Source organism: Sphingobium sp. (assembly GCA_035196065.1).
Taxonomy (GTDB): Bacteria; Pseudomonadota; Alphaproteobacteria; order Sphingomonadales; family Sphingomonadaceae; genus Sphingorhabdus_B; species Sphingorhabdus_B rara.
In genome coordinates this window covers 1,857,521-1,883,483 of record CP136575.1, presented here as the reverse complement: position 1 = coordinate 1,883,483, position 25,963 = coordinate 1,857,521, and the positions used below count along the sequence as shown (strand labels likewise).

23 protein-coding genes and 1 tRNA gene are annotated in these 25,963 nt (G+C 58.0%); 11 read left to right on the top strand and 13 right to left on the bottom strand.

The genetic code is table 11. The features are described from left to right. The first annotated feature begins 5 nt into the window (after positions 1 to 5). Complete coding sequence (trpS, locus tag RSE16_09025; GenBank protein ID WRH74861.1) at positions 6 to 1,019, top strand: tryptophan--tRNA ligase; 1,014 nt, start codon at positions 6 to 8, stop codon at positions 1,017 to 1,019. A 117-nt stretch (positions 1,020 to 1,136) separates the two neighbouring features. Further along, positions 1,137 to 1,847 carry a DUF4136 domain-containing protein gene (locus tag RSE16_09020; GenBank protein WRH74860.1) on the top strand — a complete coding sequence of 237 codons (711 nt, stop codon included), beginning with the start codon at positions 1,137 to 1,139 and terminating at the stop codon, positions 1,845 to 1,847. Between the two features lie 58 nt (positions 1,848 to 1,905). Here the strand turns inward: RSE16_09020 and RSE16_09015 are convergent, their stop codons facing one another. The 4 genes from RSE16_09015 to mutM form a co-directional block, all read right to left on the bottom strand. Beyond that, a complete protein-coding gene (locus RSE16_09015; protein ID WRH74859.1) occupies positions 1,906 to 2,925 on the bottom strand; it encodes an SH3 domain-containing protein in 1,020 nt (339 codons plus the stop codon). Between the two features lie 185 nt (positions 2,926 to 3,110). Then, entirely contained in the window at positions 3,111 to 4,463 is a 1,353-nt protein-coding gene (dnaA, locus tag RSE16_09010) for a chromosomal replication initiator protein DnaA (protein WRH74858.1), read from the bottom strand. 502 nt (positions 4,464 to 4,965) lie between these two features. Next, on the bottom strand, positions 4,966 to 5,229 hold the full coding sequence (rpsT, locus tag RSE16_09005) for a 30S ribosomal protein S20 (protein ID WRH74857.1): 264 nt from the start codon (positions 5,227 to 5,229) through the stop codon (positions 4,966 to 4,968). Between the two features lie 109 nt (positions 5,230 to 5,338). Continuing rightward, the gene (gene mutM / locus RSE16_09000) at positions 5,339 to 6,151 is read right to left on the bottom strand and encodes a bifunctional DNA-formamidopyrimidine glycosylase/DNA-(apurinic or apyrimidinic site) lyase (GenBank protein WRH74856.1); all 813 of its coding nucleotides are present in this window, start codon (positions 6,149 to 6,151) and stop codon (positions 5,339 to 5,341) included. A gap of 48 nt (positions 6,152 to 6,199) precedes the next feature. Here mutM and RSE16_08995 point away from each other — a divergent pair, with 48 nt between their 5' ends. Genes RSE16_08995 through RSE16_08975 form a run of 5 tightly spaced genes read left to right on the top strand, consistent with a single transcriptional unit; the run spans position 6,200 to position 10,962 of the window. Beyond that, positions 6,200 to 6,931 carry a class I SAM-dependent methyltransferase gene (locus RSE16_08995; protein WRH74855.1) on the top strand — a complete coding sequence of 244 codons (732 nt, stop codon included), beginning with the start codon at positions 6,200 to 6,202 and terminating at the stop codon, positions 6,929 to 6,931. A 10-nt stretch (positions 6,932 to 6,941) separates the two neighbouring features. Next, entirely contained in the window at positions 6,942 to 8,489 is a 1,548-nt protein-coding gene (gene ubiB, locus RSE16_08990) for a 2-polyprenylphenol 6-hydroxylase (protein ID WRH74854.1), read from the top strand. Positions 8,490 to 8,493: 4 nt separating this feature from the next. Then, positions 8,494 to 9,777 (top strand): bifunctional phosphopantothenoylcysteine decarboxylase/phosphopantothenate synthase, encoded by a 1,284-nt coding sequence (locus RSE16_08985; protein WRH74853.1) that lies wholly within the window; start codon positions 8,494 to 8,496, stop codon positions 9,775 to 9,777. Beyond that, positions 9,758 to 10,207 (top strand): dUTP diphosphatase, encoded by a 450-nt coding sequence (gene dut / locus RSE16_08980; GenBank protein ID WRH74852.1) that lies wholly within the window; start codon positions 9,758 to 9,760, stop codon positions 10,205 to 10,207. The genes RSE16_08985 and dut overlap by 20 nt, the downstream gene beginning before the upstream one ends. Then, complete coding sequence (locus RSE16_08975; protein WRH74851.1) at positions 10,204 to 10,962, top strand: HesA/MoeB/ThiF family protein; 759 nt, start codon at positions 10,204 to 10,206, stop codon at positions 10,960 to 10,962. The genes dut and RSE16_08975 overlap by 4 nt, the downstream gene beginning before the upstream one ends. 9 nt (positions 10,963 to 10,971) lie before the next feature. On the opposite strand, the gene RSE16_08970 is transcribed toward RSE16_08975, so the two are convergent. The 4 genes from RSE16_08970 to dinB form a co-directional block, all read right to left on the bottom strand. Further along, the gene (locus RSE16_08970; protein WRH74850.1) at positions 10,972 to 12,267 is read right to left on the bottom strand and encodes an amidohydrolase family protein; all 1,296 of its coding nucleotides are present in this window, start codon (positions 12,265 to 12,267) and stop codon (positions 10,972 to 10,974) included. An 82-nt stretch (positions 12,268 to 12,349) separates the two neighbouring features. Further along, positions 12,350 to 12,424, bottom strand: a tRNA-Val gene (locus tag RSE16_08965). 67 nt (positions 12,425 to 12,491) lie between these two features. Then, a complete protein-coding gene (locus tag RSE16_08960; protein WRH74849.1) occupies positions 12,492 to 13,136 on the bottom strand; it encodes a TetR/AcrR family transcriptional regulator in 645 nt (214 codons plus the stop codon). Positions 13,137 to 13,196: 60 nt separating this feature from the next. Then, entirely contained in the window at positions 13,197 to 14,327 is a 1,131-nt protein-coding gene (gene dinB / locus RSE16_08955; protein WRH74848.1) for a DNA polymerase IV, read from the bottom strand. Between the two features lie 91 nt (positions 14,328 to 14,418). On the opposite strand from dinB, the gene RSE16_08950 reads away from it, so the two are divergent. After that, positions 14,419 to 15,660, top strand: a complete 1,242-nt coding sequence (locus tag RSE16_08950) for a multidrug effflux MFS transporter (protein ID WRH74847.1) — start codon at positions 14,419 to 14,421, stop codon at positions 15,658 to 15,660. 51 nt (positions 15,661 to 15,711) lie between these two features. On the opposite strand, the gene RSE16_08945 is transcribed toward RSE16_08950, so the two are convergent. Together RSE16_08945 and RSE16_08940 are read right to left on the bottom strand one after the other, a co-directional pair. Continuing rightward, positions 15,712 to 17,214, bottom strand: a complete 1,503-nt coding sequence (locus tag RSE16_08945; GenBank protein ID WRH74846.1) for an amino acid permease — start codon at positions 17,212 to 17,214, stop codon at positions 15,712 to 15,714. Positions 17,215 to 17,394: 180 nt separating this feature from the next. Further along, complete coding sequence (locus RSE16_08940; GenBank protein WRH74845.1) at positions 17,395 to 18,033, bottom strand: histidine phosphotransferase family protein; 639 nt, start codon at positions 18,031 to 18,033, stop codon at positions 17,395 to 17,397. A 152-nt stretch (positions 18,034 to 18,185) separates the two neighbouring features. Here RSE16_08940 and RSE16_08935 point away from each other — a divergent pair, with 152 nt between their 5' ends. The 3 genes from RSE16_08935 to mtgA all read left to right on the top strand — a co-directional run bounded on the left by RSE16_08935 (position 18,186) and on the right by mtgA (position 20,852). Then, entirely contained in the window at positions 18,186 to 19,127 is a 942-nt protein-coding gene (locus RSE16_08935; protein WRH74844.1) for an RluA family pseudouridine synthase, read from the top strand. 64 nt (positions 19,128 to 19,191) lie between these two features. Then, entirely contained in the window at positions 19,192 to 20,097 is a 906-nt protein-coding gene (rpoH, locus tag RSE16_08930) for an RNA polymerase sigma factor RpoH (GenBank protein WRH74843.1), read from the top strand. 53 nt (positions 20,098 to 20,150) lie between these two features. Next, positions 20,151 to 20,852, top strand: coding sequence for a monofunctional biosynthetic peptidoglycan transglycosylase (gene mtgA, locus RSE16_08925; protein WRH74842.1), 702 nt, complete (start codon positions 20,151 to 20,153; stop codon positions 20,850 to 20,852). A 76-nt stretch (positions 20,853 to 20,928) separates the two neighbouring features. Here the strand turns inward: mtgA and RSE16_08920 are convergent, their stop codons facing one another. From RSE16_08920 to RSE16_08910, 3 genes are all read right to left on the bottom strand, one after another. Then, positions 20,929 to 23,520, bottom strand: a complete 2,592-nt coding sequence (locus RSE16_08920) for a TonB-dependent receptor (GenBank protein ID WRH74841.1) — start codon at positions 23,518 to 23,520, stop codon at positions 20,929 to 20,931. A 257-nt stretch (positions 23,521 to 23,777) separates the two neighbouring features. Then, positions 23,778 to 25,040: an ATP-dependent Clp protease ATP-binding subunit ClpX gene (gene clpX, locus RSE16_08915; GenBank protein ID WRH74840.1), complete on the bottom strand. Its 1,263-nt coding sequence runs from the start codon at positions 25,038 to 25,040 to the stop codon at positions 23,778 to 23,780. 146 nt (positions 25,041 to 25,186) lie between these two features. Beyond that, positions 25,187 to 25,822, bottom strand: a complete 636-nt coding sequence (locus tag RSE16_08910; GenBank protein ID WRH74839.1) for an ATP-dependent Clp protease proteolytic subunit — start codon at positions 25,820 to 25,822, stop codon at positions 25,187 to 25,189. Between the last annotated feature and the right edge of the window lie 141 nt (positions 25,823 to 25,963).

Sequence of the window (25,963 nt, the reverse complement as noted above, 5' to 3'; positions counted from 1 at the left end):
CAGACATGCGTGTCGTCTCCGGCATCCAGCCCACCGGCAATCTTCACCTCGGCAATTATCTCGGTGCCATCCGTAACTGGGTGAAGATGCAGGATGCCATGGCGAGTGAGGGCGGCCAGTGTCTGTTCTTCCTGGCCGATTTGCATGCCATTTCCTTGCCGCACGATCCGGCTGAACTGACTGCCAACACCCGCGAAATGGCCGCCGCGCTGATCGCCTGCGGCATCGACAGCGACAAGGCGATTCTGTTCAACCAGACGCAGGTTCCTGAACATGCCCAGTTGCAATGGCTGCTGAACGGAACCGCTCGCATGGGCTGGCTGAACCGCATGACGCAGTGGAAAGACAAGGCCGGCAAGAATCGCGAGGGGTCGTCGGTCGCGCTGTTTACCTACCCGGTGCTGCAGGCCGCGGACGTGCTGCTCTATCAGGCAACACATGTCCCCGTTGGCGAAGACCAGAAGCAGCATCTGGAGCTGGCCCGCGACATTGCCCAGAAATTCAACAATGATTTCGGCAATGGGGAAGAAATTTTTGCCCTGCCCGAGCCGATCATTCCGCCCGAGGCCGCCCGCATTATGGGCCTGCGGGATGGCAGCGCGAAAATGAGCAAATCTGACCCGTCAGACATGAGCCGCATCAACCTTGCCGACGATGCCGACACGATCATGCAGAAAGTGCGCAAGGCAAAGACCGATCCAGAGCCCTTGCCCAGCGAAAAAGCGGGCCTTGCCGGCCGCCCCGAAGCCGAAAATCTTGTCGGCATTTTTGCAGCGCTGGAAGGCAGCAGTATCGACACCGTGCTCGCCCAATATGGCGGCCAGGGCTTTGGCGCGTTCAAACCCGCGCTGGGGGAATTACTGGTGGCAAAGCTTAGCCCCATTGCCGAACGGTTCAACGCGCTTCGCCACGACCATGTCGCAATCGACGCAGCACTTCGTGGCGGCGCGGAAAAAGCGCGTGCTCTGGCTGCCCCGACGCTCGACGCTGCTTATCGCGCTCTCGGCCTATTGCGCTGACCCCATTAAGCCGCGCTTGCCAAAGCCGGTAATGCCCGCGATATTCAAACTCTGTTCAGCGAAGTCGGGCTAAGCGACAGTGAATATTCTGGCTATGCCCTGCATGGGATAAAGACGATGAAGATTTCGGACATTTCTTTCCGCAAGGCCGCACAGGCATTGGCGCCCATTACGCTTTTTGCGCTTGCCGGCTGCGCCACGCCGTTCAAGGCTGACGTATCGCGTTTCCAAAAGCTTCCCGTTCCCCAGGGCCAGACCTTTACCGTCAAGGCCGCCGATCCCGAAAAGCAGGGCGGCATTGAATTTGGCCAATATGCCGCACTTGTTTCAGCAGAAATGGCGCGGATTGGCTATGCTCCGGCAGCGCCAGGGGCGACATCGGACCTGACCGTCACGCTTGATTATGGCGTGGATGAGGGCAAGAAACGGACCGTCGTCTATGACGATCCCTTTTACGATCCTTTTTGGGGCCATGGCCGCTATGGCTTTGGCCCCGGCTATTACCGGCCCTATATCGTGCGCACCCGCCGCGGCTTCCAATATGTCTATGGCTGGAACGATCCGTTCCTTTACGGCTCAGGCTTTGGGCGTGGCTATGATGTGCGCAGCTACACCGTCTATTCGAGCGGCATCGATCTGAAGATTGAGAAGAGCGAAAGCGGAGAGCGGCTGTTCGAAGGCAAGGCAGAGGCCAAATCACGCTCAAACCGGCTGCCTTATCTGGTTCCAAATCTGGTGACAGCGATGTTCACCGGTTTCCCGGGTAATAGCGGCGAAACCGTGCGCATCTCGGTTGCCCCCGAAGAAGCCCCGCGCACCCGCAAATAACATTATCGCGGCTTGATCGACAAATCTGCCCCGCCTGCCACCCATGGCAGAGGATCAGTTAAACGCCGCAGCTGAGGTCTGACTTGCCGTAACGGGCACCTTCTCCTGACGCTGCACCAATGCCAGCGTAGAGATCCTGGCTTTTGAACGCACCGCTGCGATCAATGCTAAGGCCCTTGGACCGGAACACCGAAATCACTTGGGCGGCAGGTTCGGCAAAATAGATTGACTGCGATTCATAATGCTGGGCGATTGCCGTAATCGTCAGCCCTTCAAAGCTGAGCTTAACGCGTTGATAGGCGCTACGCCCGTCAATCGCGCTTAATGCCTTTTCGCGCGCCGCTTCATCGGGATAATCTTTGTTTTCGATCGCCTTATACTGGGCCTGCAACCGGGCGCCGATCGATTCAAACATGGCATCAATTTCCCTGCCAAAGCTGCAACTATTGGGGTTGAAGGCAATGCTGATGGGTTTGCCATTGGCCAAACGCGCTATCCGTTCGCCATCGGCAATATAGCCGACGCCGCCTTGTGCCAACTTCACCTCGATAAAGTCTCCAGGTGTGATGCCAGCAAGCGTCAGCGGCGTGCCGGGACCAACCCGATCGAGCAATGTCGATGTGATATCGGGCTGTGCCCAGATCTCAATTGCGCGGTCGGATATCCAGACCTTGTCATCGAGCGGCTTGACGATCTGTGGCGGCTCAAACTCGCTCAAATTTGCGAAGGCGACAAAACCCTTTCCATCTTCCAGTTCGAGCCACTGGCTGGTGCCATCTTCACCCGCAATCACCTTACCACCGGCGGTGCTACCTCGCGGCAATTTGCCGAGGATGCTGCTGCCCTGCGTTGTCGCCCGGTCGCGGATATTGGCATCAGCTGTCGTATAATAGATTTGCGGCGCGGCCTGCTCGACTGCAGGCTGCCCTCCGCTCACCCGGTCTTCCAGGCTGCCTCGAGACAGATCATCGTGCAGGAAGAGTGCATAATAGATGATTGCCAGCGCAACTATCACAACAGCACTAGCGATCAGCACCTTGTTGGGGCGCGATTTGTGCTTGGCAGTACCGTCCGCCATATCGTTGGCCCCATTATCAGCAGACGCACCGCAAGCCCCGCAAAAGCGAGCCTGCGCGCCGAGCGTCTCTCCGCACTGGATGCAATATTGTGCCAAGGGTTGCCGACTCCCGATTCTCGTTACCGGAAGGAATACCGTCAGCCGGTGCGCAAGAAAAGCGGCAACCGGCTAAAGGTCTTGACTAATCAGGCTTCCAGTTGGCGGAGCAATGCCCGGACGTCATTGTCCATGTCATTGTCCATCCGGCGGAGATCTTCGACCAGACGCACGGCATGGATCACCGTCGAATGGTCACGACCGCCAAATTTACGCCCGATTTCAGGATAGCTGCGCGGTGTCATCACCTTCGCCAGATACATCGCAACCTGACGCGGGCGTACAACGGCACGGGCGCGGCGTTTCGACGACATTTCGCTACGGTCGATGCGATAATATTCGCACACGGCACGCTGGATCTCGTCAATCGTGATGCGGCGGCGGCAAGCGCTCAAAATATCCTTGAGCTGCTCTTCCGCCAAGGTGCGCGTGATCGGTTTGCCGGTCAGCTGCGAATAGGCGATCAGCTTGTTCAAGCCACCTTCCAGTTCGCGGACATTGCGGCTGATCGTGCGCGCAAGGAATTCGATCACATCCTCGCCCACCTGCGTGTCGGGCATGGCTGCCAGTCGCTGGTTCAGAATCAAGCGACGCAGTTCGAGGTCTGCCGGCTGGATATCGGCAACCAGGCCCATCGAAAGGCGTGAAAGGATACGCTGATCAACGCCGTCCAACGCCTGCGGTGCCCGATCGGCGGCAACGACAAGGCGCTTGCCCGCACCGATGATCGCATCGACGGTGTGGAGGAATTCCTCCTGCGTCGAAACCTTGCCGATGATGAACTGGATATCATCGATCAGGAGAACATCGACCGCGCGCAGACGAGCCTTGAACTCCATCACTTCCTTGCGGCGCATGGCGGAGACAAACTCCATCATGAACTTTTCCGCCGACATGTAGATTACCTGCGCGGCGGGGTTGATTTCGGCATAAGCGTGGCCGATCGCGTGCATCAGGTGGGTCTTGCCCTGCCCGGTTGCCGCCTGCAGATAAAGCGGGTTGAACAGCGGGCGTTCCGCCGCAGCAACACGTTCCGCCGCGCTCAATGCGAGGGCGTTGGTCTGGCCTTTCACGAAATTCGCAAACGTCATCCGCGGATCAAGCTGGCTGCGCGCTGGCAGCCCCTCGCCCATTGGGGCGGCGGCGGGGCGTTCGACAATATTGGCCGGTTGCAGCATTTCAACACGGGCAGCGCCCGGCTTGGTGCGGATTTTCAGCTGGCGAACCTGCGGGTTCACGCTGGTCCAGGCAAGGCGAATGCGATCGGCATAATGATCCGACACCCAGCTTGCCGAAAAATCGGAAGGCGTAAGAAGTTCAAGCGTACCCGTCAGCTCGCAAAAATCGCCGAGCGCAATCGACCGGATCCACTGTCCATAGACTTGGGCACCAAGATCGCGACGCAAGCGCGAAGCAACATTTTGCCAATCGGATTCAAACACGGAGCCCCCTGTACCTACTTGCTCCGAGCGCACAACATTCAGCGTCACTGGCCACCCCTTTCACCCCAACCAACTGCGCACGCCTTTTATATTTGCCGCACCTTGCCCCTTCAGAGCGCACAAGATTATTGCCTTCTGCGACGCAAAGCAGAAGCGACCATTGTGCTATCACTGAGTGAGACAGGCGCGATGGTGGTCGCACGCTGCTGGAAGGTTCTTTCAACCATGCCAGACCGAATCGTTCAAGAGGCCTGCTGCAAAAAAAGTGAAATATTTCGCATTGACTCCGGCCATACGCTGAAATTCCGTGACTATTTTTTATGCTATTGTTTTATATCGATTTTTTTGACGATTTTACAAGTCGCCTCCGCCGAATCGCGGAGAAAGCTGGCTTCGCTGCAGTGCACCGAAAACGCATAAGAAAAAGGCCCGCCACACAAGTGGCAGGCCTTAATCAAAATCAGCGTTCGAACGGCCGGACAACACCGGCCGATTCGGCGAATCAGGCGAGCGCGGCTACGCGCTTGGTGAGGCGGCTGAACTTGCGCGACGCCATATTCTTGTGCAGCACGCCCTTGGCAACACCGCGCGCCAGTTCAGGCTGGGCGGCCTTCAAAGCATCAGCAGCTGCGCTCTTGTCGCCAGCGGCGAGCGCGGCTTCGACCTTCTTTACAAAGGTACGGATACGACCAACGCGGTTGCCGTTGATTTCGTTGCGACGCGCATTGCGACGGATACGCTTACGTGCTTGCGGCGTATTTGCCATTTCAGTCCTCGAAAAATCAGATAGTTACGGGCAGAGGAATAAGTACCTTGTCCGGTGAAGCGCCGCCCTTAACTAGGCTTTCCAGATTCGTCAACCGCGAATACTGGCCCTAACGCTGGCATTTGCGGCAGAAAAAGGTCGAACGCCCGGAATCCACACGCCGTTCGATGGTGGTGCCGCAATGGCATGTTTGCCCTTCGCGACCATAAACCAGCCAATCCTTGGCAAAATAACCAAGCTCGCCATCGGGCGCAGCAAAATCGCGCAAAGTCGATCCGCCAGCCTCGATGGCGGCAGCAAGGACATTCTTGATTGCAATAACCAGCTTTTCGAGACGGGGGCGGCTGATCTTCCCGGCAGGCATTGTGGGCAATATGCCCGCCATGTGCAGTGCCTCGCACACATAGATATTGCCAAGCCCCGCGACGATCGACTGGTTGAGCAGCATCGCCTTGATAGGCGCGTTGCGTCCATTCAACGCCGCATGCAGCACTTTGGCATCAAAATCCTTGGCGAGCGGCTCTGGCCCCATCGCCTTGAAATGCCGGAAACCGGCAAGTTCATCTGCGCGAACAATGTCGAGCGAACCGAAACGGCGGTGATCGTTTAAGGCAAGCACCCTGCCCGATCCGGTTTCCAGGATGAAATGGTCATGCTTTTCTATTTCGGCCGGGTCGATCCGCCAGCGCCCGGACATGCCGAGGTGAAAGATCAGCACATCATCGCGATCGGTATGCACCAGCCCATATTTCGCGCGCCGCCCCAGCCCGGTCACCCGGGCCCCGGTCAGTCGCTGACGCAGATCAACCGGAATCGGCCAGCGCAAGTCCGGCCGACGCGCTTCGGCACGGACAATGATTTCGCCGTCGAGCACGGCACGCAGTCCGGCAACAGTGGTTTCGACTTCGGGAAGCTCTGGCATGGCGAATCCGCTAGCGGGGGCATCGACACTTGGCTAGAGGCCTCAGATATGGATGAAACTGTCTCTTTCGGTTACGAACAGGTCACGCGCGAGGAAAAGACCCGCCGGGTACGTGGTGTATTTTCAAGCGTCGCCAGCAAATATGACATTATGAACGATGCCATGTCGGGCGGGATGCACCGGCTGTGGAAGGACCAATTTGTCCGCCGCGTCAAACCCCGGCCGGGCGAGGACATTCTCGACATGGCGGGCGGCACCGGCGACATTGCCTTTCGCCTTGAAGCGGCCGGCGCAAATGTCACCGTGTCTGACATCAACCCGGACATGCTCTCTGTCGGCATGGAACGCGCAGTTGAACGCGGCATTGATACGCTCGTCTGGAGCGAACAAAATGCCGAGACACTGACCTTTCCCGATCGCCATTTTGATGCCTATACAATTGCGTTCGGGATCCGGAACGTCACCGACATTCCTGCCGCCCTGCGCGAAGCGCACCGCGTGCTGCGTTTTGGCGGACGTTTTTTCTGCCTGGAATTTTCGACCGTCGAATGGCCTGGGCTGTCAAAGGTCTATGACGTCTATTCGCACCACTTGCTTCCCAAGATGGGCAAGATGATCGCCGGTGACGAAGAAAGCTATCGTTACCTGGCCGAATCGATCCGCAAATTCCCCGACATGCCGACTTTCCAGCGCATGATCGGAGAGGCCGGTTTCGTGCAGACCAAGGTCGAACCGATCCTCGGCGGGCTGGTTGCCATCCATAGCGGATGGAAGGTGTGATCCACCGCACATGACCCGCCCGACCACGCACATCCTTCGCCTGTTAAAATGGGGCCGCATTCTCGCACGCCATGGCGCGCTGCGCGGCATAGAGAATGATCGCAACACCCCACCCCAGGTCAAGCGTCTGTGCCGCATTGCCCGCATCGGCACGATCCAACCGCGCGTTCCGGATTATGCGGGTGCCTTTCGCGAAATCGGGCCTGCTGCGATTAAACTGGGGCAGACATTGGCCACCCGCCCCGATCTTGTCGGCGAGGATGCTGTACGTAATCTGCTGACGCTGCAGGATTCGCTGCCGCCCGAAAAATATGACCGTATTTACGAGGAAATCGACCAGAGCCTGAACAGGCCGGCTGCCGAACTGTTCGAGCATATCGATCCGGATCCGGTCGGTGCCGCATCGATTGCCCAGGTGCATCGTGCGCGCACCAGCGACGGCCGCGAAGTCGCCGTAAAAGTCTTGCGCCCCGGCATTCGCGAACAGTTTGCCCGCGACATTGAAACCTATGAATGGGCGGCGGCCCATCTTGAAGCCATGGGCGGTGAAGCGGCCCGGCTGCGACCGCAACTGGTGATCGCCAATTTCAAGCGCTGGTCCTTGCGCGAGTTGGACCTGCGGCGTGAGGCCGCCTCCGCGTCCGAACTCAAGGAGGCGATGACGGCAGTCGAGGGCTATTATATCCCCGCAATCGACTGGGACCGCTCCTCCGGCCGGGTGATGACACTCGAATGGGTTGACGGGATCAAGATTTCCGATGTCGCCGCGATCGAGGCCGCAGGGCATGATCGGGCCAAAATAGCCGAGCGGCTTGTGCTCACCTTCCTGCGTCAGGCGATTTCCGAAGGCTTTTTCCATGCCGACATGCATCAGGGGAATTTGTTCGTCCGCCCTGACGGCAGTATCGTCGCGATCGATTTCGGTATCATGGGACGGATCGACCGGCAGGCGCGGCTGTGGCTTGCCGAAATCCTCTATGGCCTGACAACCGGCAATTATCGCCGTGTCGCCGAAATCCATTTCGAGGCACGCTATGTGCCCGACTATCACAATGTCGACGAATTCGCGACCGCACTGCGCGCCGTGGGTGAACCAACGCGCGGCAAGCCCGTCAGCGAGCTTTCGGTCGGGCAGATGCTCGACAGCCTGTTTGCGATCACCCGCGATTTCGACATGCAGACCCAGCCGCACCTCTTGCTGCTGCAAAAGACCATGGTGATGGTCGAAGGCGTCGCAACCAGCCTGAACCCGGCGATCAACATGTGGGATGTGGCCGCACCCTATGTCGGCGATTGGATCCGCGGCGAACTTGGCCCCGAAGCTGCGATTGCCGATGGCCTGCGCGATCGATTTAAAACGCTCGCGCTTATCCCTGACCTTATCAAGCGCCTCGACGATCAATTGCCCCGTAAGGGCGGTGCTCCGCCGCCGCCGCCGCTGCCCGAAATTGAACTGATCTGGGACAGACGGCGAAGCGACGCCAATGGCTGGCGCCTTGCGTTGACCGCCCTGATTGCAGCGGCCGCTGGCGCAGCGGCCATGTGGGCGCTAGGATAAAGGGATGGCCCAGAAGCGCATCCTTCTTATCGTCGCGGGCGGGATAGCCGCTTACAAGTCGCTGGAACTTGTCCGCCTGCTCAAACGGCAAGGTCTTGCCGTGCGCGCGGTTATGACGAAAAGCGCGAACGAATTTGTGACGCCGCTGTCCATGGGCGTGATGACCGAAGATCAGGTCTATGGCGATATGTTCGACCTGAAAGACGAACGCGAAATCGGCCATATCCAGCTCAGCCGTCAGGCCGATCTGGTCGTTATCTGTCCCGCCACCGCAAATATCTTGGCCAAGATGGCATCGGGCATTGCCGATGATCTGGCGACGACCGTCTTGCTGGCAACCGACAAGCCGGTTCTGGCAGTTCCGGCGATGAATGTTCGCATGTGGAACCACCCGGCCACGCAGCGCAATCTGGCGCAATTGCAAAAGGATGGCGTGACGATCATGCCCCCTGATGAAGGCGCCATGGCCTGCGGGGAATATGGTCCCGGACGGCTTCCAGAACCGCCTGCCATTGCAGAGCATATTTGCGCGATGCTCCGCCATGACTTTGACTCAACGCTGACGGCAGGCCGGGCGCCGACAACCAAATCTGCTTCAGCCTCGCTTTCTGCACAGCCCGATTTTGCCGACATCAGCCACCGCCCGCTTTATGGCCGGCATGTGCTCGTGACGGCAGGGCCGACGCATGAGGCGATCGATCCGGTGCGCTACATCGCCAACCGCTCCTCTGGCAAACAGGGTTTTGCGATTGCACAGGCCGCCGCCGAACTGGGCGCGACAGTGACGCTGGTTGCAGGGCCGGTGCAGCTTGAAACGCCCCCGGGCGTGATACGCATTGATGTGGAAAGCGCGCGCGAAATGCTGGCCGCGGTAGAAAATTCACTTCCCGCCGATGTTGCGATCATGGTTGCGGCAGTCGCCGATTGGCGGGCCGCCGATGTGCCTGATCAAAAGATCAAGAAAGACGGTCAGGGCGTCCCTCCCCTCGCCCTTACCGAAAATCCCGACATTCTTGCTACATTGGGCCAACATGCGCAGCGGCCCGGTTTGCTTATCGGTTTCGCCGCAGAGACCGAAAAGGTCGTCGAGCATGCGCAGGCAAAGCTTGGCAAAAAAGGCTGCGACTGGATCGTTGCCAATGATGTGTCGGGCGATGTCATGGGCGGCGCCAACAATGCCGTGCATATCGTGACCCGCGACGGCGTCGAAAGTTGGGGCGATGCCCCCAAGGACGCCATTGCCCGCAAATTGATGGAGAAGATCGCCCATGCCCTCGGACAAGGTTGAAATCAGGATCAAGCGGCTGAACAATGGTGCTGGCCTGCCCCTGCCTGTGTACGCCAGCGAAGGTGCGGCCGGTATGGACATTTGCGCAGCCGAGGCTGTTACCTTGAAACCCGGTAAGCGCGCCGCAGTGCCTACAGGCTTTGCCTTCGGGATACCGCATGGCTTTGAAATACAGGTTCGTCCGCGTTCCGGCCTTGCGCTGAAGCATGGCATTACCTGCCTCAACACGCCCGGAACGATCGATTGCGATTATCGCGGCGAAGTGAAGGTGATTCTTGCGAATTTGGGCGATGAAGATGTCCAGTTCGAACGGGGAGACCGCATCGCCCAGTTGGTCGTAGCCGCAGCCCCGCAGGCAGCGATTGTCGAGGTTGACGCACTCGACGATACGGCGCGCGGCGCGGGCGGTTTTGGCTCAACAGGGGTATGACGCTCAGCGACGACCAACTGGATCGCTACGCCCGCCATATCGTGCTCCATGATATTGGCGGCGCGGGCCAGGCAAGGCTGCTGGGCAGCCATGTGCTGCTTGTCGGCGCGGGCGGCATCGGTTGCCCTGCCATCCAATATCTCGCGGCGGCGGGCGTTGGCACAATCAGCGTCGTGGATGACGATGTTGTCTCTCTATCCAACCTCCAACGCCAGATATTATATGACGACGCCCAAATCGGCATGGCAAAGGTTGATGCGGCACAGGCCGCTGTTGCACGATTGAACCCCGATATAAAATTCCATGCTCTTAATCAGCGTATTAGTGCCGATACTTCATCCGATTTCCTGAACGGGGTCGATATTGTGATCGATGGCAGCGACACCTTTGGCACGCGGTTGATCGTCAATGACCTGTGCCTGGCTGCACGTGTTCCGCTAGTTAGCGCAGCAATAGGCCGCTTTCACGGGCAAATTGGCACCTTCAGCGGATGGGAAGCCGATGCGCCCTGCTATCGCTGTTTTGTCGGCGACGCGCATGATCCCGATGATTGCGACGATTGCGCGACGCAAGGCGTGCTCGGCGCGATGTGCGGCCTGATGGGCAGTTTTGCCGCAATGGAGGCGATCCGCCTGCTCACCGGCTTTGGCGATGATGCCAAGGGCAAGCTGCATATCTTTGACGGGCTGAAGCCCGCCATGCGGACGATCAGCCTGCCAAAGGATACCGACTGCACCTCCTGCGGCGTCGGCTGACGCCCCGGTCTAGCGTTCATCCTTATGGATGACGCCATTTTTCATCACGAAACGCACCGATTTCAGCACGGTCACATCGCGGGTCGGATCACCTGCAACGGCAATGATATCGGCGGCCTTGCCGGGCTCCAGCGTGCCGACTTCGGCATCAACACCCAGCAACTGTGACGCATTCACCGTGGCCGCTTCAATGGCAGCGGCGGGCGACATGCCATGCTTAACCATCAGTTCAAACTCGTCGGCATTGCGGCCATGCTTTGACACGCCGGCATCAGTGCCAAAGGCGATCTTCACGCCTGCAGGATAGGCCTTTTCAAGGCTTTTGCCCGTCACTTCGATCCGCCATTTGACCTTGGCAAGAACATCGGGCGGATAGGCATTGGGGTTGGCCGCAAGCCGTTCAAGATAACCGTTCACCGTCGAGAGCGTCGGCACATAATAGGCCCCGGCCTGCTTGAACAGCTTCAGGCTGGCATCATCCAGCGTCGTTCCATGTTCGATCGAATTGGCCCCTGCTGCAAGCGCAGCGTTGACGCCATCGGTGCCATGGGCATGCACGGCAACCTTCTTGCCATATAGATGCGCGGTATCAACGAGCGCCTTGACCTCATCGTCAAAAATCTGGCGGCCCAGCCCCGCGCCGATCCGGCTGTTGACCCCGCCGGTCGTCGCAATCTTGATCACATCTACTCCGCGGCGGATCTGCTTGCGGATGGCCTGACGGCAGCTTTCGACGCCGTCGCACAGATTATCCTGATCGATGCTGGCGTGCAGATCCTCGCTCATGCTCAGCGTGCCATCCATATGGCCGCTGGTGGTGGAAATTGAGCGCCCGGCGTCGATGATACGCGGCCCGGGCAGATCGCCTGCTGCAATGGCATCGCGCAGCGCCAGCGTCGCGCCGGTGCCATCGCCCAGATTACGCACCGTGGTGAAGCCCGCCATCAGCGTCTTTCTGGCATTGCCCGCTGCACGGTAAGCGGTCGCGGCATCGCTGCTCGTCACCGCTTCTACCAGCGCCGCATTGCCGCCGGCATCGCTATCAAGATGAACATGGCTGTCGATCAGCCCCGGCAGAACAAATTTGTCGCGCAAGTCGACCAGCCGCGCACCTGCAGGTGCATTGCCATGGCCTGCGCGGATTTCTGAAACCTTGCCATCGCGCACGATGATCGTCGATGCCCCGCGCGGCGCATTGCCCGGCTTGTCGAGCAACTGGCCAGCCTCGATCGCAACCACATCCTCAGCCTGCGCAGCCGATACAGCCATCGCCGTGCCGACCAAAAGAAACGCCAGTTTTTTCATGAATCACATCCTCCACCGAATGCGCCCTGTTTAGCGCGACGGATGCGGGATGCGAGCCGAAATGTTGGAGAGGCTGCTGAAATGGTGGGCGATACAAGGATTGAACTTGTGACCCCACCCGTGTGAAGGGTGTGCTCTACCGCTGAGCTAATCGCCCGCCGTCCATTTCAGGTGCGCGCCTCTGCCAGAGCTTGCGCGCAAGCGCAACCCTGTTTGCTGGGGCTTCAGGAAACAATCTTGATATGGGGCGTGCCTGGGCCGCTGCTGGCTTCAAAGGATCGGCCCAGACCGATGAAGATTGTATCAACGATCCGCGCCAATTTGTGCTCCGACAGTCTCGGTTCGAGATGGAGCAGCGCGTCGGGATTGCAATAACAATGCACCATCTGATTGATCAGCGACACCGTATGGTCGATCGACAGGTCCGGGAAATAACCCTCGGCCATTGCCTCTGCCACAAGTTGCGCCAGATAATGATCACCCAGATCGACATAACCGCGCACAACTTCGAAATAGCGATTGCCCAGTTCGAGATTGCTTTGGAAATAATCGGGATCTTCGCGATACTGATCGCGCATCTGAACAAAACGGCGGGCAAAAAATTGGTACATCTTGTCGCGCACCGGCAGATCAGACGCGACAACCTCTTCCATGATTGCAATATTCGGTGCGAACCAACGCCCTGCCGCTGCCTCCAGCAAGGCTTCCTTGCTTTCAAAGAATCGGTACAGATTGGCCGGTGACATACCGGCCGCAACGGCCAGATCGGTCATCGACAGATCTACGCCGCCTCTTTGGCGAACAATATCCTCTACAACATCCAGCAATTGCTGCCGGCCAGCCTCAATATCCGTATGCGGACGAGCCATGACACCTTCCCTGTGTTGCCCGGTTAAAGCATTTTTGTGAATATATGGCCCATTTGTTCACTATTCAACAAACCCCAGCGGCAGCGTTTGCTGAACGCCGACGAAAGGTGCTGCATGTGCGCCCGAATGAGCATTAAGCGGGGAACGATCAATGCCGGACAATGTCAGGCCTAGCAGCCTTACTCCCATCGGCACGGGAAGGATCTGATCAAGCAAGGCGTGGCCGAGCGATGCAAATTCCTGACGGTCGGCAATATTGCGCGTCAGGCTCCTGCTGCGGGTCAGTGTGCGGAAATCGGCATAGCGGGCTTTCAACACCACTGTTCGCCCTGAAACCTGTGCTGCCTCGACCCGGCGCCAGACGATATCGATAATGTCATCCAATGCGGATCGCAGTTCAGCATTGCTTTGCTTGTCCTGCGCATAGGTCAGCTCACCGCCGACCGATTTGCGCAACCGCGACGGGTTAACAGGCCGGTCGTCAATCCCGCGTGCGGCCTTGTAGAGATAGCCCGCCGAACTGCCGAAATTGCGCGCCAGCCATTCCTCGCTCATCGCGGCAAGGTCAGCACCGGTGCGAATGCCGAGCCGCTCCATCTTCTCGGCTGTCCGCGGTCCAACCCCATGGAAGCGGCGTACCGGCAGGGCGCCAACAAAGGCTGCCCCTTCATCAGGCAGGATCACGCACATCCCGTCCGGCTTGTTCTGGTCGCTCGCCAGCTTGGCGATGAACTTGTTATAGCTCACTCCGGCGCTGGCGGTCAGACCGGTTTCCTCAAATATGGTCGCCCTTATCATGCGGGCAATCTTCACCGCCGAACCAATGCCTTGCTTGTCTTGCGTGACATCCAAATAGACCTCATCCAACGACAGCGGCTCGATCAAATCTGTATGGCGGGCAAAAATATCCCGAATCTGGCGCGAAATGGCGCGATAGACATCGAAACGGGGCTTTGCGAAAATGAGGTCAGGGCACCTGCGCAGCGCGCTGACGGAAGGCATAGCCGACCGCACGCCATAGGTACGGGCTTCATAACTGGCTGCTGCTACAACACCGCGGCCTGAGGACCCGCCCACGGCAACCGGTTTGCCGCGCAGATCGGGATTGTCGCGCTGTTCAACCGACGCGTAAAAGGCATCCATGTCGACATGGATGATCTTTCGCGGCGCGGGATGGTCAGCTTCGTTCATGGGCCTTGGCACCCGCCCTAACATTGCCGAGGCCGGTCGATAAGGGATTTCGCGCTGGCATAAGGCGGACCTGCGCCGCATAAGGCGGACCATGCACTCTCCCAAGCAAAAACCCAAAATCGGAAATAGCGAGCTTACCGTCATGATGGCGGCAATCATTGCGCTCAACGCGCTCGCCATCGACGCCATGCTCCCTGCATTTCCGCGCATGGTGAACGGCCTTGGCCTTTCAGACCCCAATGACGTGCAATATGTCATCGGCATCTATCTACTGGCCAATGGCATCGGCTCGTTGTTTCATGGCCCTCTTTCTGACCGTTTCGGACGACGACCAATCCTGATCGGGGCGATTGTCGGCTATATCCTCTCCGCCTTTGCGTGCAGATTTGCGACCAGTTTCGACATGCTAATGGCTACCCGAATTGCGCAAGGGCTTTGCGGTGCTGCGCTTAGTGTCCTTGTCACATCGATCATCCGCGACCAGTTTGAAGGTGATGCGATGGCCAAGCGGATGTCGACAATCTTCCTTATCTTCATGGCGGTACCGATCATCGCACCGCTGGTCGGCTCTGCCATATTGGTTTTTGCAGGCTGGCGTTCGATTTTCGACATGATGGCCTTCCTTGCAATCGCGATGCTCATCTGGGTCGGACTGCGCCTGCCCGAAACGCTGCACCCTGACGCGGCGACGCCCATTCAGTTCGGCGCGCTGACCCGTGCCTGGCGCATGGTCGTCACCCACCGCACTGCCAACAGCTATCTGATCGCCGGCGGCATCGCGCATGGCGCGCTGTTCGGCTATCTCAATAGTTCACAACAGATTTTCGACAAAGGCTTTGGCGTTCCCGAATTCTTCCCCTTCGGCTTTGCCATTGTCGCCATCGGCATTGCTTGCGCCAATTTCACCAATGCCCGCATTGTCGAACGTTTTGGCGCACGCCGCCTATCGCAAAGCGCACTGGTGGGCTTCATTCTGCTCGGCCTGCTGCAACTGCTCGCCGCTTGGCTTGCCCCGCAGTCACTGCCACTCTTCCTCATCCTGATCACGCTGAACATGGCGATGATCGGATTTGTCGGATCGAATTTCTCGTCGATCGCAATGCAGCCCTTTGGCGCGGTGGCGGGCTCTGCATCCTCGTTTCAAAGCTTTGTGCGCACGATAATGTCAGCGTTGATCGGCGCATGGATCGGTCAGCAATTCACCGGAAGCGTCGTACCGATGGCGTCAGGCTTTCTGCTTTGCGGCTTGGCCGCGCTGGCACTGGTCGCCTTTGGGGAACGCGGACAATTATTCACCCGCCCGGGTACGACGAAACATCTGCCGCTGCCTTAAAAACAAAAAGGGGGGCCAAAGCCCCCCTTCCCTTTAACTCTATCCGTCCGATCAGTTGATCGGCGGCACCGAGGTCGGCGGGACATCGCTGTCCAGTTCATGCACCTCGACGCTGCCACGGCCAAGATGGCTGCGCGAACGGCTGTAGAGGAAGTACACCACCAACCCGATCAACGTCCAACCAAGGAACATCAGTTCGGTATAGCCGGAGAGCTGGAAGAACAGGAAGACACACCCTGCTGCCGCCAGAGGGCATACCAGCCAGAAAAGCGGCGTGCGGAACGGACGATGGCGGTCAGGATCGGTACGACGGAGGATCATCACGCCAACCGCAACGGTAAAGAAGGCGAACAGCGTACCCGAATTAGAGATGTCGGCCAGCTTGCCCACTGGGAACAGTGCAGCGAACAGAGCCACGAACACACCCGTGCACATTGTCACGACATGCGGCGTGCCATATTTCGGGTGCAGCTTCGAGAACACTTCCGGCAGCAGACCGTCGCGGGCCATCACGAAGAAGATGCGGGTCTGACCGAACATCATCATCAGGATAACCGACGGCAGTGCAACCGCAGCAGCAACCGCCACCAGATCACCGGCCCAACCATGGCCAATTTCACGCAGAACAAAGGCCAGAGCCTCTTTCGATTGCGACAATTCGCCAAAAGGCTGGGCGCCAACAGCGCCGATCGCCCCTGCTGCAACCAACAGATAGATAATCGTGCAAACCGCGAGCGAACCAATAAGGCCGATCGGGATGTTGCGTTGCGGGTTGATCGTTTCCTCAGCAGCTGTCGAGACAGCATCAAAGCCGACATAGGCAAAGAAAATCGAGGCCGCTGCCGCCGAAACGCCGACGGTCATCATCTCATTGGACATCGGATTCACGATTTCCCGTGCAAAAAAGCCGTTGGGACTAAAGGGCTCGAAATTGGCAGAATTGATTGCCGGGATAGCGAGCGCGATGAAAAGCAGAAGCGCCGACACCTTAATCGCAACAAGCACCGCATTAAACCGTGCGCTTTCCTTGGTTCCGATGATCAAAAGCGCCATACACACCAGCGCAATCAGCAACGCCGGGACGTTGATAATGCCGGGGTTGGGATCAAAAGGCCCGGCGACGAGCGCGTTGGGAACCGCTATCCCGAACAATTCCTTCCCCAGCCCGACCATATAGCCAGACCAGCCGACAGACACTGCCGCTGCGGCGATGGCATATTCCAGCACAAGCGCCCAGCCGACAATCCAGGCGATAATCTCCCCGAATGTCGCATAGCTGTAGGTGTAGGCAGATCCCGAAACCGGCACCATCGACGCCAGTTCAGAATAGCAGAGGGCAGCAAGCGCACAGACAACTGCTGCAATCACAAAGCTGATCATCATCGCAGGGCCGGCCTTGTTGGCAGCCTCTGCAGTCAAAACGAAAATGCCGGTGCCGATGATCGCCCCGATGCCCAGCATCGTAAGCTGCAACGCCCCGAGCGTGCGCGTGAGCGATTTCTTCTCGGCTGTCGCCAAAATCGCGTCAAGCGGCTTTACGCGCCCGAATATCATAAGATTCTCCCCATATTTATGGCTGGGGAGAAACTAGACGCTAATCCGTGCTGCGCAACAAAATTTCCCGATTGCAGGTGAAATTCTGGGGGTAAGTGAAGATGTTGCCCACCTTAAATCGACAGATTGCCTGTCGGCGATGATCCGGGACAAAGGCAGCAGCGCAACCAGTGCGCGGCGTCAACGCACCAATGCACCAACAATCATCTGTTCGGCTTCAGGGCCGGCTATTTGCACCAGACCGCCATTGGGGCTGCACAGGCCATAGACCATCCATGCCGCAGCGGTGCGCGAATCAATCTGGCTGGCGACAAGTTTGCCCGTCAGTGCATCGCGCACCGATTCGTCCATGATGATCTTGGGGCCTTCGGCGCGGATAACGATTTCATGCTGGCCGCCATTGCCTTCGGCGCCAACATGCAGAACCCCGCCACGTACCAGTGCGTCCTTTGCGATCAGCACCAGGTTGAGCAAAATCTTGACCGCGCGTTTCGGCATCATCGCCGACGGAACCGACCATTCCAGCCGGGTACGGCCATCGCTGGTCACCAGCGGCTCAATGACTGCAAGCGCCTCTGCCGGGTCAACTTCGCTGCCAAAGCCACCCGCAGCGCCAAAGGCCAGCCGGAAGAATTTCAGCTTGTCGGCAGCCGACTTCGCGCTTTCGGCGAGCAGATCCATGCAGCGCTGGCGCATCTGGGGATCATGTTCGTCGGCGAGCAGTTCCAGCCCGTTATTCATTGCGCCGACCGGGCTCAACAGATCATGGCACAGCCTGGAGCAAAGCAACGCGGCCAAATCGATATCATTGTCGGACATGTAAGCCCAATTCCCTTTCGCTATCAACGATCGCCGCAATGGACTGAGAAAAGCGGCTGTTCAACCCTCGTTACGATCCTTTTCGCCGAAATGGGTCATCCGAACATAAAGTCTGCCTTGATAAGCGGGGTTCTACGCCCCATTTGCCGGATATGGAGGGGCAGACAATCGTGCATGAAGGCATTTTGGGGCCGGGCAGACTTGATCGCGCCCTGTCAGAAGCCCTGCCCGATCTGTCGCGCGCCCGCATTCAGGCACTGCTTGTCGACAACGCCCTGTTGATCGACGGACAGCCGGTGCATGATGCCGCCAGCAAAAAATTCGAAGGGCGCGCCTTTCGCCTCAATGTTCCCGCGCCGCGGCCTGACAAGGCGCAGGCGCAAGATATTGCACTGGATATCGTCTTTGAAGACGCGCATCTGATCATCGTCAACAAACCCGCAGGCTTGGTCGTCCACCCCGCTGCTGGCCATGCCGACGGCACATTGGTCAACGCGCTGCTGCATCATTGCAAGGGCCGGCTATCGGGCATTGGCGGCGTCGAACGCCCCGGGATTGTCCACCGGATCGATCGTGATACATCGGGGCTGTTGGTGGTTGCCAAAACCGACAAGGCGCATGAAGGCCTCGCCAAGCTGTTTGCCGCGCATGATATCGAAAGGCGCTACCTCGCGGTTGTACAGGGAAAGCCCGCGCCGCCCGCCGGCAAGATTGCGACACAGATCGGGCGATCCCAGCATGATCGTAAGAAAATGGCAGTGCTCCCCGATGGACGTGGAAAGCATGCCGTCACCCATTTCAGGACATTGGAGCAATTCAAAAATTGCGCATTGGTGGAATGCCGCCTTGAAACCGGGCGCACCCACCAGGTCCGCGTCCATATGGCGCATATCGGCCATCCGCTGATCGGCGACGCCACTTATAACAATCGACAAAAAGCCTTTAAATTCGGACCAAATCAGTCTTATTTCGTCAGACAGGCCTTGCACGCGGTATCCTTGGGCTTTATTCATCCCATTACCGGTGAAAAGCTGGATTTCGAAAGCAGTTTGCCTGGCGATATTCAGGAACTGCTAATGTCATTGAGTCTATGAATTCACCGTAGAGTTTGGATCCGGGTGCTTGATGAGGCCCGGGTCGGACAGAAAAGAGGAAAAAATGTCAGAGACAAAAAATGTTCCGGCAACAATCCCTGCCTTGGGGGGAGACGTCAGCCTCAATCGCTATTTGGCGGAAATAAAGAAATATCCGGTGCTTAGCCCCGAGCAGGAATATATGCTCGCCAAGCGCTACCAACAGCATGAAGACCCTGCCGCTGCAGCGCAGCTGGTATCATCGCACCTGCGCCTCGTGGCGAAGATTGCGATGGGTTATCGCGGCTATGGCCTGCCGGTTTCGGAACTGATTTCCGAAGGCAATGTCGGCCTGATGCAGGGTGTCAAGAAATTCGATCCCGATCGCGGCTTCCGCCTCGCTACCTACGCCATGTGGTGGATCAAGGCGTCGATGCAGGAATTCATCCTGCGCAGCTGGAGCTTGGTCAAGATCGGCACCACCGCCGCCCAGAAGAAACTGTTCTTCAACCTCCGCCGTATGAAAAACAACATGCAGGCGTTTGAGGATGGCGATCTGAAGCCCGAAGATGTCGCGAAGATTTCGACCGACCTTGGCGTGTCTGAAACCGAAGTGATCGAAATGAACCGCCGCATGGCGATGGGCGGGGACACCTCGCTCAATGTTTCGATGCGCGAAGATGGTGATGGCCAATGGCAGGATTGGCTGGTCGATCATGAACCGTTGCAGGATGAACGGGTTGCTGACGCGCAGGAAAGCGATGTTCGCCACCGCCTGCTGATGGAAGCCATGGGTAGCCTGAATGAGCGTGAGCGCCATATCCTGACCGAACGCCGTTTGATCGACGAACCGCGAACGCTTGAGGAATTGAGCCAGGAATATAATGTCAGCCGCGAACGTGTGCGCCAGATCGAGGTGCGCGCCTTTGAAAAGCTGCAAAAGGCAATGCTGCGCATTGCCGGCGAAAAGCGCTTGCTCGCTACCGCCTGAAGTGATTGTAAAAATTGATGACGGGCGGCTAAGCGCACGCTAGCTTCCGGCGCATGGCCAAAGTTCAGCGTTCGTCCGCCGCCCGTTTCTTCCACTTTATCTGGCGATGCCTGCTCTGGTATCTCGCGATCACTTTCGCGCTTGTCCTGATCTACCGTTTCGTGCCGGTGCCGACGACAGCGACGATGTTGTTCGACAGCGAGGGCGCAACGCGTGATTGGGAACCGCTCGACAATATCTCGCCTAATCTGGTGCGCGCAGTGATCGCGGCCGAAGACGGGAAATTCTGCACGCATAGCGGCTTTGATACCGAAGCGATTGAAAAGGCGCTGCAACGCAACCAACGCGGCGGCCGCCTGCGCGGCGGATCAACGATCAGCCAGCAGACCGCGAAGAATGTTTTCCTTTGGCAGGGTAGCGGCTGGACCCGCTATGTCCGCAAGGTTCCGGAAGTCTATTTCACCTTCCTGATCGAAACCATCTGGGGCAAGCGGCGGATTATGGAAGTCTATCTTAACGTCGCAGAGACGGGGATTGGCACTTATGGCGCAGAATCCGGCGCACAGCGTTATTTCCGCAAAAGCGCCAAGAACCTTACCCGTATCGAGGCCGCACGGATTGCTGCCGCCCTGCCCCTCCCCAAAAAGCGCGCGGTCAACGGCGCGAGCGGCTTTACCAAACGCTATGGCAACCGGATCGCCGCACGGATCAATATCGTAAAGCGCGACGGCCTAGACAGCTGCATCTACAAATAAGATCACGGCATCGGGGCAAAAGAAAAGGCGCGGAAGGTTTCCCTCCCGCGCCTGAACTTTTTGGACGGTGTCCGGCTTAGAAGCCGAAGCGCAGCGTTGCTGAGAAGGTACGCGGCGCGCCGATGCTCCAGTTCGGCGACGAACCACCCGGGATCGAGGCATTGGCAGCCAGACCGGGGACGAGCACCAGACCGTTGTTGTTCGTACCTGCAATCTGGGTGCCGATGTTGGCAAGGTAGAAACGGTCGAAGATGTTCGACACGTTGATCTGGAACCAGCTGTTTTCGATGCCGAAACGCTCAAGGTCGAAACGGGCATCCAGATCAGCCGTGGTATAACCCTGCGACTTGATGTCGTTCAGGTCGGTCGCGAAACGATCGCTGACATATTTAACCTGCAGACCAACCGAAACGGGCTCGAATTCAACCTGTGCGCGATAGCCCACGGTCCACTTCGGCGTTTCGACGATGCGCTTGCCCTTTGTCGGCAGCGTGACGGTGCTCGACACGGCGATATCATCACGCAGGGTCGAGTCATTGTACGACACATTGCCCTGGAAGGTGAAGAAGTCGAGCGGACGGACTGCAACGCCTACGTCAACACCGCGGCCACGAACCTTACCGATGTTACGGTCAACCGAAATGCCCTGGGCCTGGTCGAACGAGGTCACGATGCGGTTCTTGAAGTTGGTGTTCCAGACAGTAGCCTGGGCCTGCACGCGGTTGGTGGTGTAACGCAGACCGATATCGAAGGTGTCGGTCGTTTCAGGATCGACGTTCACGATCGGCGAGCGGTACAGGTTGTCAGTACGCGGAGCCGAGAAGCCCTTGGCGTAGCTGCCGAACAGCGCGAGATCAGGGTTGAACTTATAGACAAAACCCGCGCTCGGCAGAACCGGCGAGAATTTATAGGTCTCTTCAAACGGTGCCCAAACAGCATTCGACGCGTAAGGTCCAACGGCGGTCGGAGCGACGGTGAAGATCGCGCCATTGGTATTGGGAACCGCAACATTGCCGACAACCTGCGAGGTGCAGGTGGCAAAGCCGCTGCCGCCCGTCTGGGTGTAGCAATAGTTGTTCAGGTCACGCTGGAAGAACGGCATACGAAGGCCCAATTCAACGCGCAGTGCGTCGTCAAGGAAGTTACCGACATATTGAGCCGAGAGCTGGTTGAGCAGAGCGATCGACAGGCGGTCGCGCTGACGCAGCGGAACATTGTCAGCCGAAAGCACCGGACGACCATTGCGGCCACCGAAAACGTTTTCGGGGAAACCACGACCGTCGAGATAGCCCCACTCACCGGTCTGGCGGTGACGACCGCGGTCAAAGGTGTAGGCAACGCGCAGACGATGGTCTTCGGCAACCTGCCAGATCAGCGAGGTCATCAGCGTGAAGCGGTTGGTGTTGGTCGTGTTCGGCGTGTAGAAACGAAGCGTATCAAGGATATCGCCGTCGCCGTTCAGATCCTTGCCAGCTAGACCAGAAGCGCCGCGCACGCTGGCTGCGTTTTCAGCGATCGTGCTGGTGCCACCGCCATTGGCGAGGACATATTGGTACGAACCGTCCATCGTCAGGGTCAGCGCATCGCTGATCGTGAACTTGGAGTTGATGCGCACGTTACCGGTATCCGACGGGTTGATGCGCAGGCCATAGAAGTTGGTGCACGATCCCGGGTTCAGCGGGTTGTTGTTGGTCGATCCGAAGATCGCGCCGGCGCCGGCAACGGTGCCGCCATCATTCTGCGCAGTACCAGCGCCCGCGGGCGCGCGGGTGCAGACGTCGAGGTTTTCGAAGTTGGTGATGGTTTCTTCCTGCGCCTTGGTGAAGGCGCCGACGCTTGCCATCAACGAACGGCCGGTGATCGAGCGAAGGTCGGCCAGCGAAACGTTGCGGTAGAAGTTGTTGCGGTTCTTGTTGAAGTGACCCTTCAGATAGATGAAGTCACCATTGTCACCGATCGGTTGGTAGATACCGGCATTGATCTGACGCTTGTAGATTTCGCCCGGACCGCGGAACTTGTCATAACGGGTGCGCGATGCAGCGAGGAACGCCTTGGTGCCGAAGCTGGTGAATTCACCCGTTTCGACCTTGGCGAAAATGCGCGAGAAATTTGCACCGCCCAGCGTCACAACGCCAAGGCCGCCAAATTCGCTCGAAGGAATACGCGTCAGATAGTTCACGGTACCACCAGCGGCCGAAGCAGTCGGTGAGTCAACGTCGGTGGTGCCGAGGTTGACGTTAACGGTCGAGATCAGCTCGGGATCAAGCTGCTGGTTCGAGAAGATCGCATAGTTGCCGGTGTCGTTCAGCGGGAAACCGTCAAAGGTAAGGCTGATACGGTTGCCGTCAAAACCACGGATACGAAGGTTACCGCCCGACGAGCCATAAGCGTCCGAGTTGGTGAAGTTGACGCCCGGCACCTGGTTGATGGTGTTCAGGATCGACTGGCCCGAAGCCTGCTTCGCGATGAACTCTTCAGTGAGAACCGCGCGCGGCTTGGTAGCGTCAGGAACGACAACGCCATCGACGCCCTGCGTCGAACGCGCGGCGGTTACGACAATTTCTTCTTCTTCGACTTCGATCGAACCCGTTGACTGGGCGAAAGCGGAAGCCGGGATAGCAAGCGCAGCGAGCGAAACGCTGGCGACCAGAAAACCACGAATCTGCATTGGAAAACCCCTATGTTTCATGGGGCAGCCGCCCCAATGACGCGCCGTTAGCTTGAAATGCCGATTCGGCAAAGCCAGGCTTATGGCTGCATTGGCCGCTGATTAAGTCAGCTTGGTGACAATTGCTGCCATGCAGCATGAAACATGCCGAAATGGCGACGCAGGGGTCAACATAGCGCTCAGTAAGCGCTTGTTTTTCATCTATTTGTTAACCAACAAAAGCTGCTGTTGCATCCTTGCAACAGGCGACGAAAAAATTACGCCGCGTCTTCCTTCGCCTGCTCGGAAAACACCCGCACAGGTTCCTTGCGACCTTCCACGACATCCTTGTCAACGACAATCTCGCTAACGCCGTGCATCGACGGCAGTTCGAACATCGTATCGAGCAGGATCGCTTCAAGGATAGAACGCAGGCCGCGCGCGCCCGTCTTACGCTCAATCGCCTTCTTCGCGACAGCCTCAAGCGCGTCGTCGGTGAAGGTCAGGCCGACACTCTCCATTTCGAACAGCTTGCGATATTGTTTGACGAGGGCATTCTTCGGCTCGGCAAGGATCTTGACCAGCGCAGGCACATCAAGGTCTTCCAGCGTCGCCGTGACCGGCAGACGACCGACAAATTCCGGGATCAGGCCGTATTTCAGCAGATCCTCGGGCTCGATCTGTTTCAAAACTTCGCCAGTGCGGCGTTCATCGGGATCGGCAACATGCGCGCCAAAACCGATCGACTTGCCTTCAAGCCGGTTGGAAATGATCTTTTCGAGGCCGGCGAAAGCGCCGCCACAGATGAACAATATGTTGGTCGTATCGACCTGCAGAAATTCCTGCTGCGGATGTTTGCGCCCGCCCTGCGGCGGCACGCTGGCAGTGGTGCCTTCCATCAGTTTCAGCAGCGCCTGCTGGACGCCCTCACCCGATACGTCGCGCGTAATCGAGGGGTTTTCTGCCTTACGGCTGATCTTGTCGATTTCGTCGATATAGACGATGCCGCGCTGTGCGCGCTCAACATTATAGTCGGACGCCTGGAGCAGCTTGAGAATGATATTCTCGACATCTTCACCGACATAGCCGGCCTCGGTCAATGTCGTTGCATCGGCCATGGTGAAGGGAACATCGAAGGTTTTCGCCAGTGTCTGGGCGAGCAGCGTCTTGCCGCAACCCGTGGGGCCGATGAGCAGGATGTTCGACTTTGCAAGTTCGACATCATTGCTTTTCTGGGCATGGTTCAGGCGCTTGTAATGGTTATGCACCGCAACCGACAACACGCGCTTGGCGCGCGGCTGACCGATGACATAATCGTCCAAGACTTCGCAGATTTCCTGCGGTGTCGGGACTTCGCCATCCTTCCTGCCGGTCAACGCACCCTTGGTTTCCTCACGGATGATGTCGTTGCACAGATCGACGCATTCGTCGCAAATGAACACGGTCGGTCCCGCGATCAGTTTGCGCACTTCATGCTGTGACTTGCCGCAGAAGGAGCAGTAAAGGGTGCTCTTGGTGTCGGAGCCGCTCAATTTCGTCATAACCTACCTGTTTCCCGTGCGCAGAAGATCAGGGATGCACCTGTATCGGCCATCCTACCGCCACGTCACAATTTCGCAATAGCCGAAACATCCGTCATTCCGCTTGCAATATGCGGTGGATTTTCGGTTTATTTTTGCTTCGATACTCAGCTTTCGCTGCCTTCATTGGCAGCCGGACGCTTGTGATACACTTCATCCACCAGGCCGAAGGCCCTCGCCTCTTCTGCCTCGAGGAATGTGTCGCGATCCATCGCCTTTTCAATTTCTTTCAAAGACTTGCCCGTGTATTTTGCATAAAGATCATTCATCCGCTTGCGGATACGAAGGATCTCATTAGCCTGAATCTGGATATCCGATGCCATCCCGCGCGCGCCGCCCGAAGGCTGGTGCACCATGATCCGGCTGTTGGTAAGCGCGATGCGCATGCCCGGTTCGCCTGCTGCCAGAAGGAAGCTGCCCATCGACGCCGCCTGACCGATGCAGACCGTGCCAACGCGCGGCCGGATATATTGCATCGTGTCATGGATAGCCATGCCCGCGGTCACAACGCCGCCGGGCGAGTTGATGTACATCCAAATATCCTTTTTCGGATTGTCCGATTCAAGGAAGAGCAACTGGGCGGTGATGATTGAGGCCATGCCATCTTCGACTTCGCCGGTTACGAAGATGATCCGCTCCCGCAAAAGGCGCGAAAAAATGTCCCAGCTGCGCTCACCCCGGTTCGACTGTTCGATGACGACGGGGACAAGAGCCTGAACGGGATCGTAAAAATTATCGCGCATGAAATCCTCAAAAACAAAAAGCAAAAAACGTGCTGCACCCTACATCGGCGCGGACGCACCCATTTTCAAGCGCAAAAGGGTTAAGCATTCGTGCAGTGGACCAAAGCTGAACGCCGACTTTGCCGCTGACACAGTATTTTC

What these genes read in the sequence shown, in the direction of transcription:
- RSE16_08985 (WRH74853.1), top strand. Translation starts at nt 8,494, where the DNA reads ATGGCCCAGAAGCGCATCCTTCTTATCGTCGCGGGCGGGATAGCCGCT.
- dinB (WRH74848.1), bottom strand. Translation starts at nt 14,327, where the DNA reads ATGAACGAAGCTGACCATCCCGCGCCGCGAAAGATCATCCATGTCGAC.
- RSE16_08920 (WRH74841.1), bottom strand. Translation starts at nt 23,520, where the DNA reads ATGCAGATTCGTGGTTTTCTGGTCGCCAGCGTTTCGCTCGCTGCGCTT.
- trpS (WRH74861.1), top strand. Translation starts at nt 6, where the DNA reads ATGCGTGTCGTCTCCGGCATCCAGCCCACCGGCAATCTTCACCTCGGC.
- RSE16_08945 (WRH74846.1), bottom strand. Translation starts at nt 17,214, where the DNA reads ATGATATTCGGGCGCGTAAAGCCGCTTGACGCGATTTTGGCGACAGCC.
- rpsT (WRH74857.1), bottom strand. Translation starts at nt 5,229, where the DNA reads ATGGCAAATACGCCGCAAGCACGTAAGCGTATCCGTCGCAATGCGCGT.
- RSE16_08935 (WRH74844.1), top strand. Translation starts at nt 18,186, where the DNA reads ATGGAGGGGCAGACAATCGTGCATGAAGGCATTTTGGGGCCGGGCAGA.
- RSE16_08950 (WRH74847.1), top strand. Translation starts at nt 14,419, where the DNA reads ATGCACTCTCCCAAGCAAAAACCCAAAATCGGAAATAGCGAGCTTACC.
- clpX (WRH74840.1), bottom strand. Translation starts at nt 25,040, where the DNA reads ATGACGAAATTGAGCGGCTCCGACACCAAGAGCACCCTTTACTGCTCC.
- RSE16_08970 (WRH74850.1), bottom strand. Translation starts at nt 12,267, where the DNA reads ATGAAAAAACTGGCGTTTCTTTTGGTCGGCACGGCGATGGCTGTATCG.
- mtgA (WRH74842.1), top strand. Translation starts at nt 20,151, where the DNA reads ATGGCCAAAGTTCAGCGTTCGTCCGCCGCCCGTTTCTTCCACTTTATC.
- ubiB (WRH74854.1), top strand. Translation starts at nt 6,942, where the DNA reads ATGACCCGCCCGACCACGCACATCCTTCGCCTGTTAAAATGGGGCCGC.
- RSE16_08975 (WRH74851.1), top strand. Translation starts at nt 10,204, where the DNA reads ATGACGCTCAGCGACGACCAACTGGATCGCTACGCCCGCCATATCGTG.
- rpoH (WRH74843.1), top strand. Translation starts at nt 19,192, where the DNA reads ATGTCAGAGACAAAAAATGTTCCGGCAACAATCCCTGCCTTGGGGGGA.
- RSE16_08995 (WRH74855.1), top strand. Translation starts at nt 6,200, where the DNA reads ATGGATGAAACTGTCTCTTTCGGTTACGAACAGGTCACGCGCGAGGAA.
- mutM (WRH74856.1), bottom strand. Translation starts at nt 6,151, where the DNA reads ATGCCAGAGCTTCCCGAAGTCGAAACCACTGTTGCCGGACTGCGTGCC.
- RSE16_08910 (WRH74839.1), bottom strand. Translation starts at nt 25,822, where the DNA reads ATGCGCGATAATTTTTACGATCCCGTTCAGGCTCTTGTCCCCGTCGTC.
- RSE16_09020 (WRH74860.1), top strand. Translation starts at nt 1,137, where the DNA reads ATGAAGATTTCGGACATTTCTTTCCGCAAGGCCGCACAGGCATTGGCG.
- RSE16_08960 (WRH74849.1), bottom strand. Translation starts at nt 13,136, where the DNA reads ATGGCTCGTCCGCATACGGATATTGAGGCTGGCCGGCAGCAATTGCTG.
- dut (WRH74852.1), top strand. Translation starts at nt 9,758, where the DNA reads ATGCCCTCGGACAAGGTTGAAATCAGGATCAAGCGGCTGAACAATGGT.
- RSE16_09015 (WRH74859.1), bottom strand. Translation starts at nt 2,925, where the DNA reads ATGGCGGACGGTACTGCCAAGCACAAATCGCGCCCCAACAAGGTGCTG.
- RSE16_08940 (WRH74845.1), bottom strand. Translation starts at nt 18,033, where the DNA reads ATGTCCGACAATGATATCGATTTGGCCGCGTTGCTTTGCTCCAGGCTG.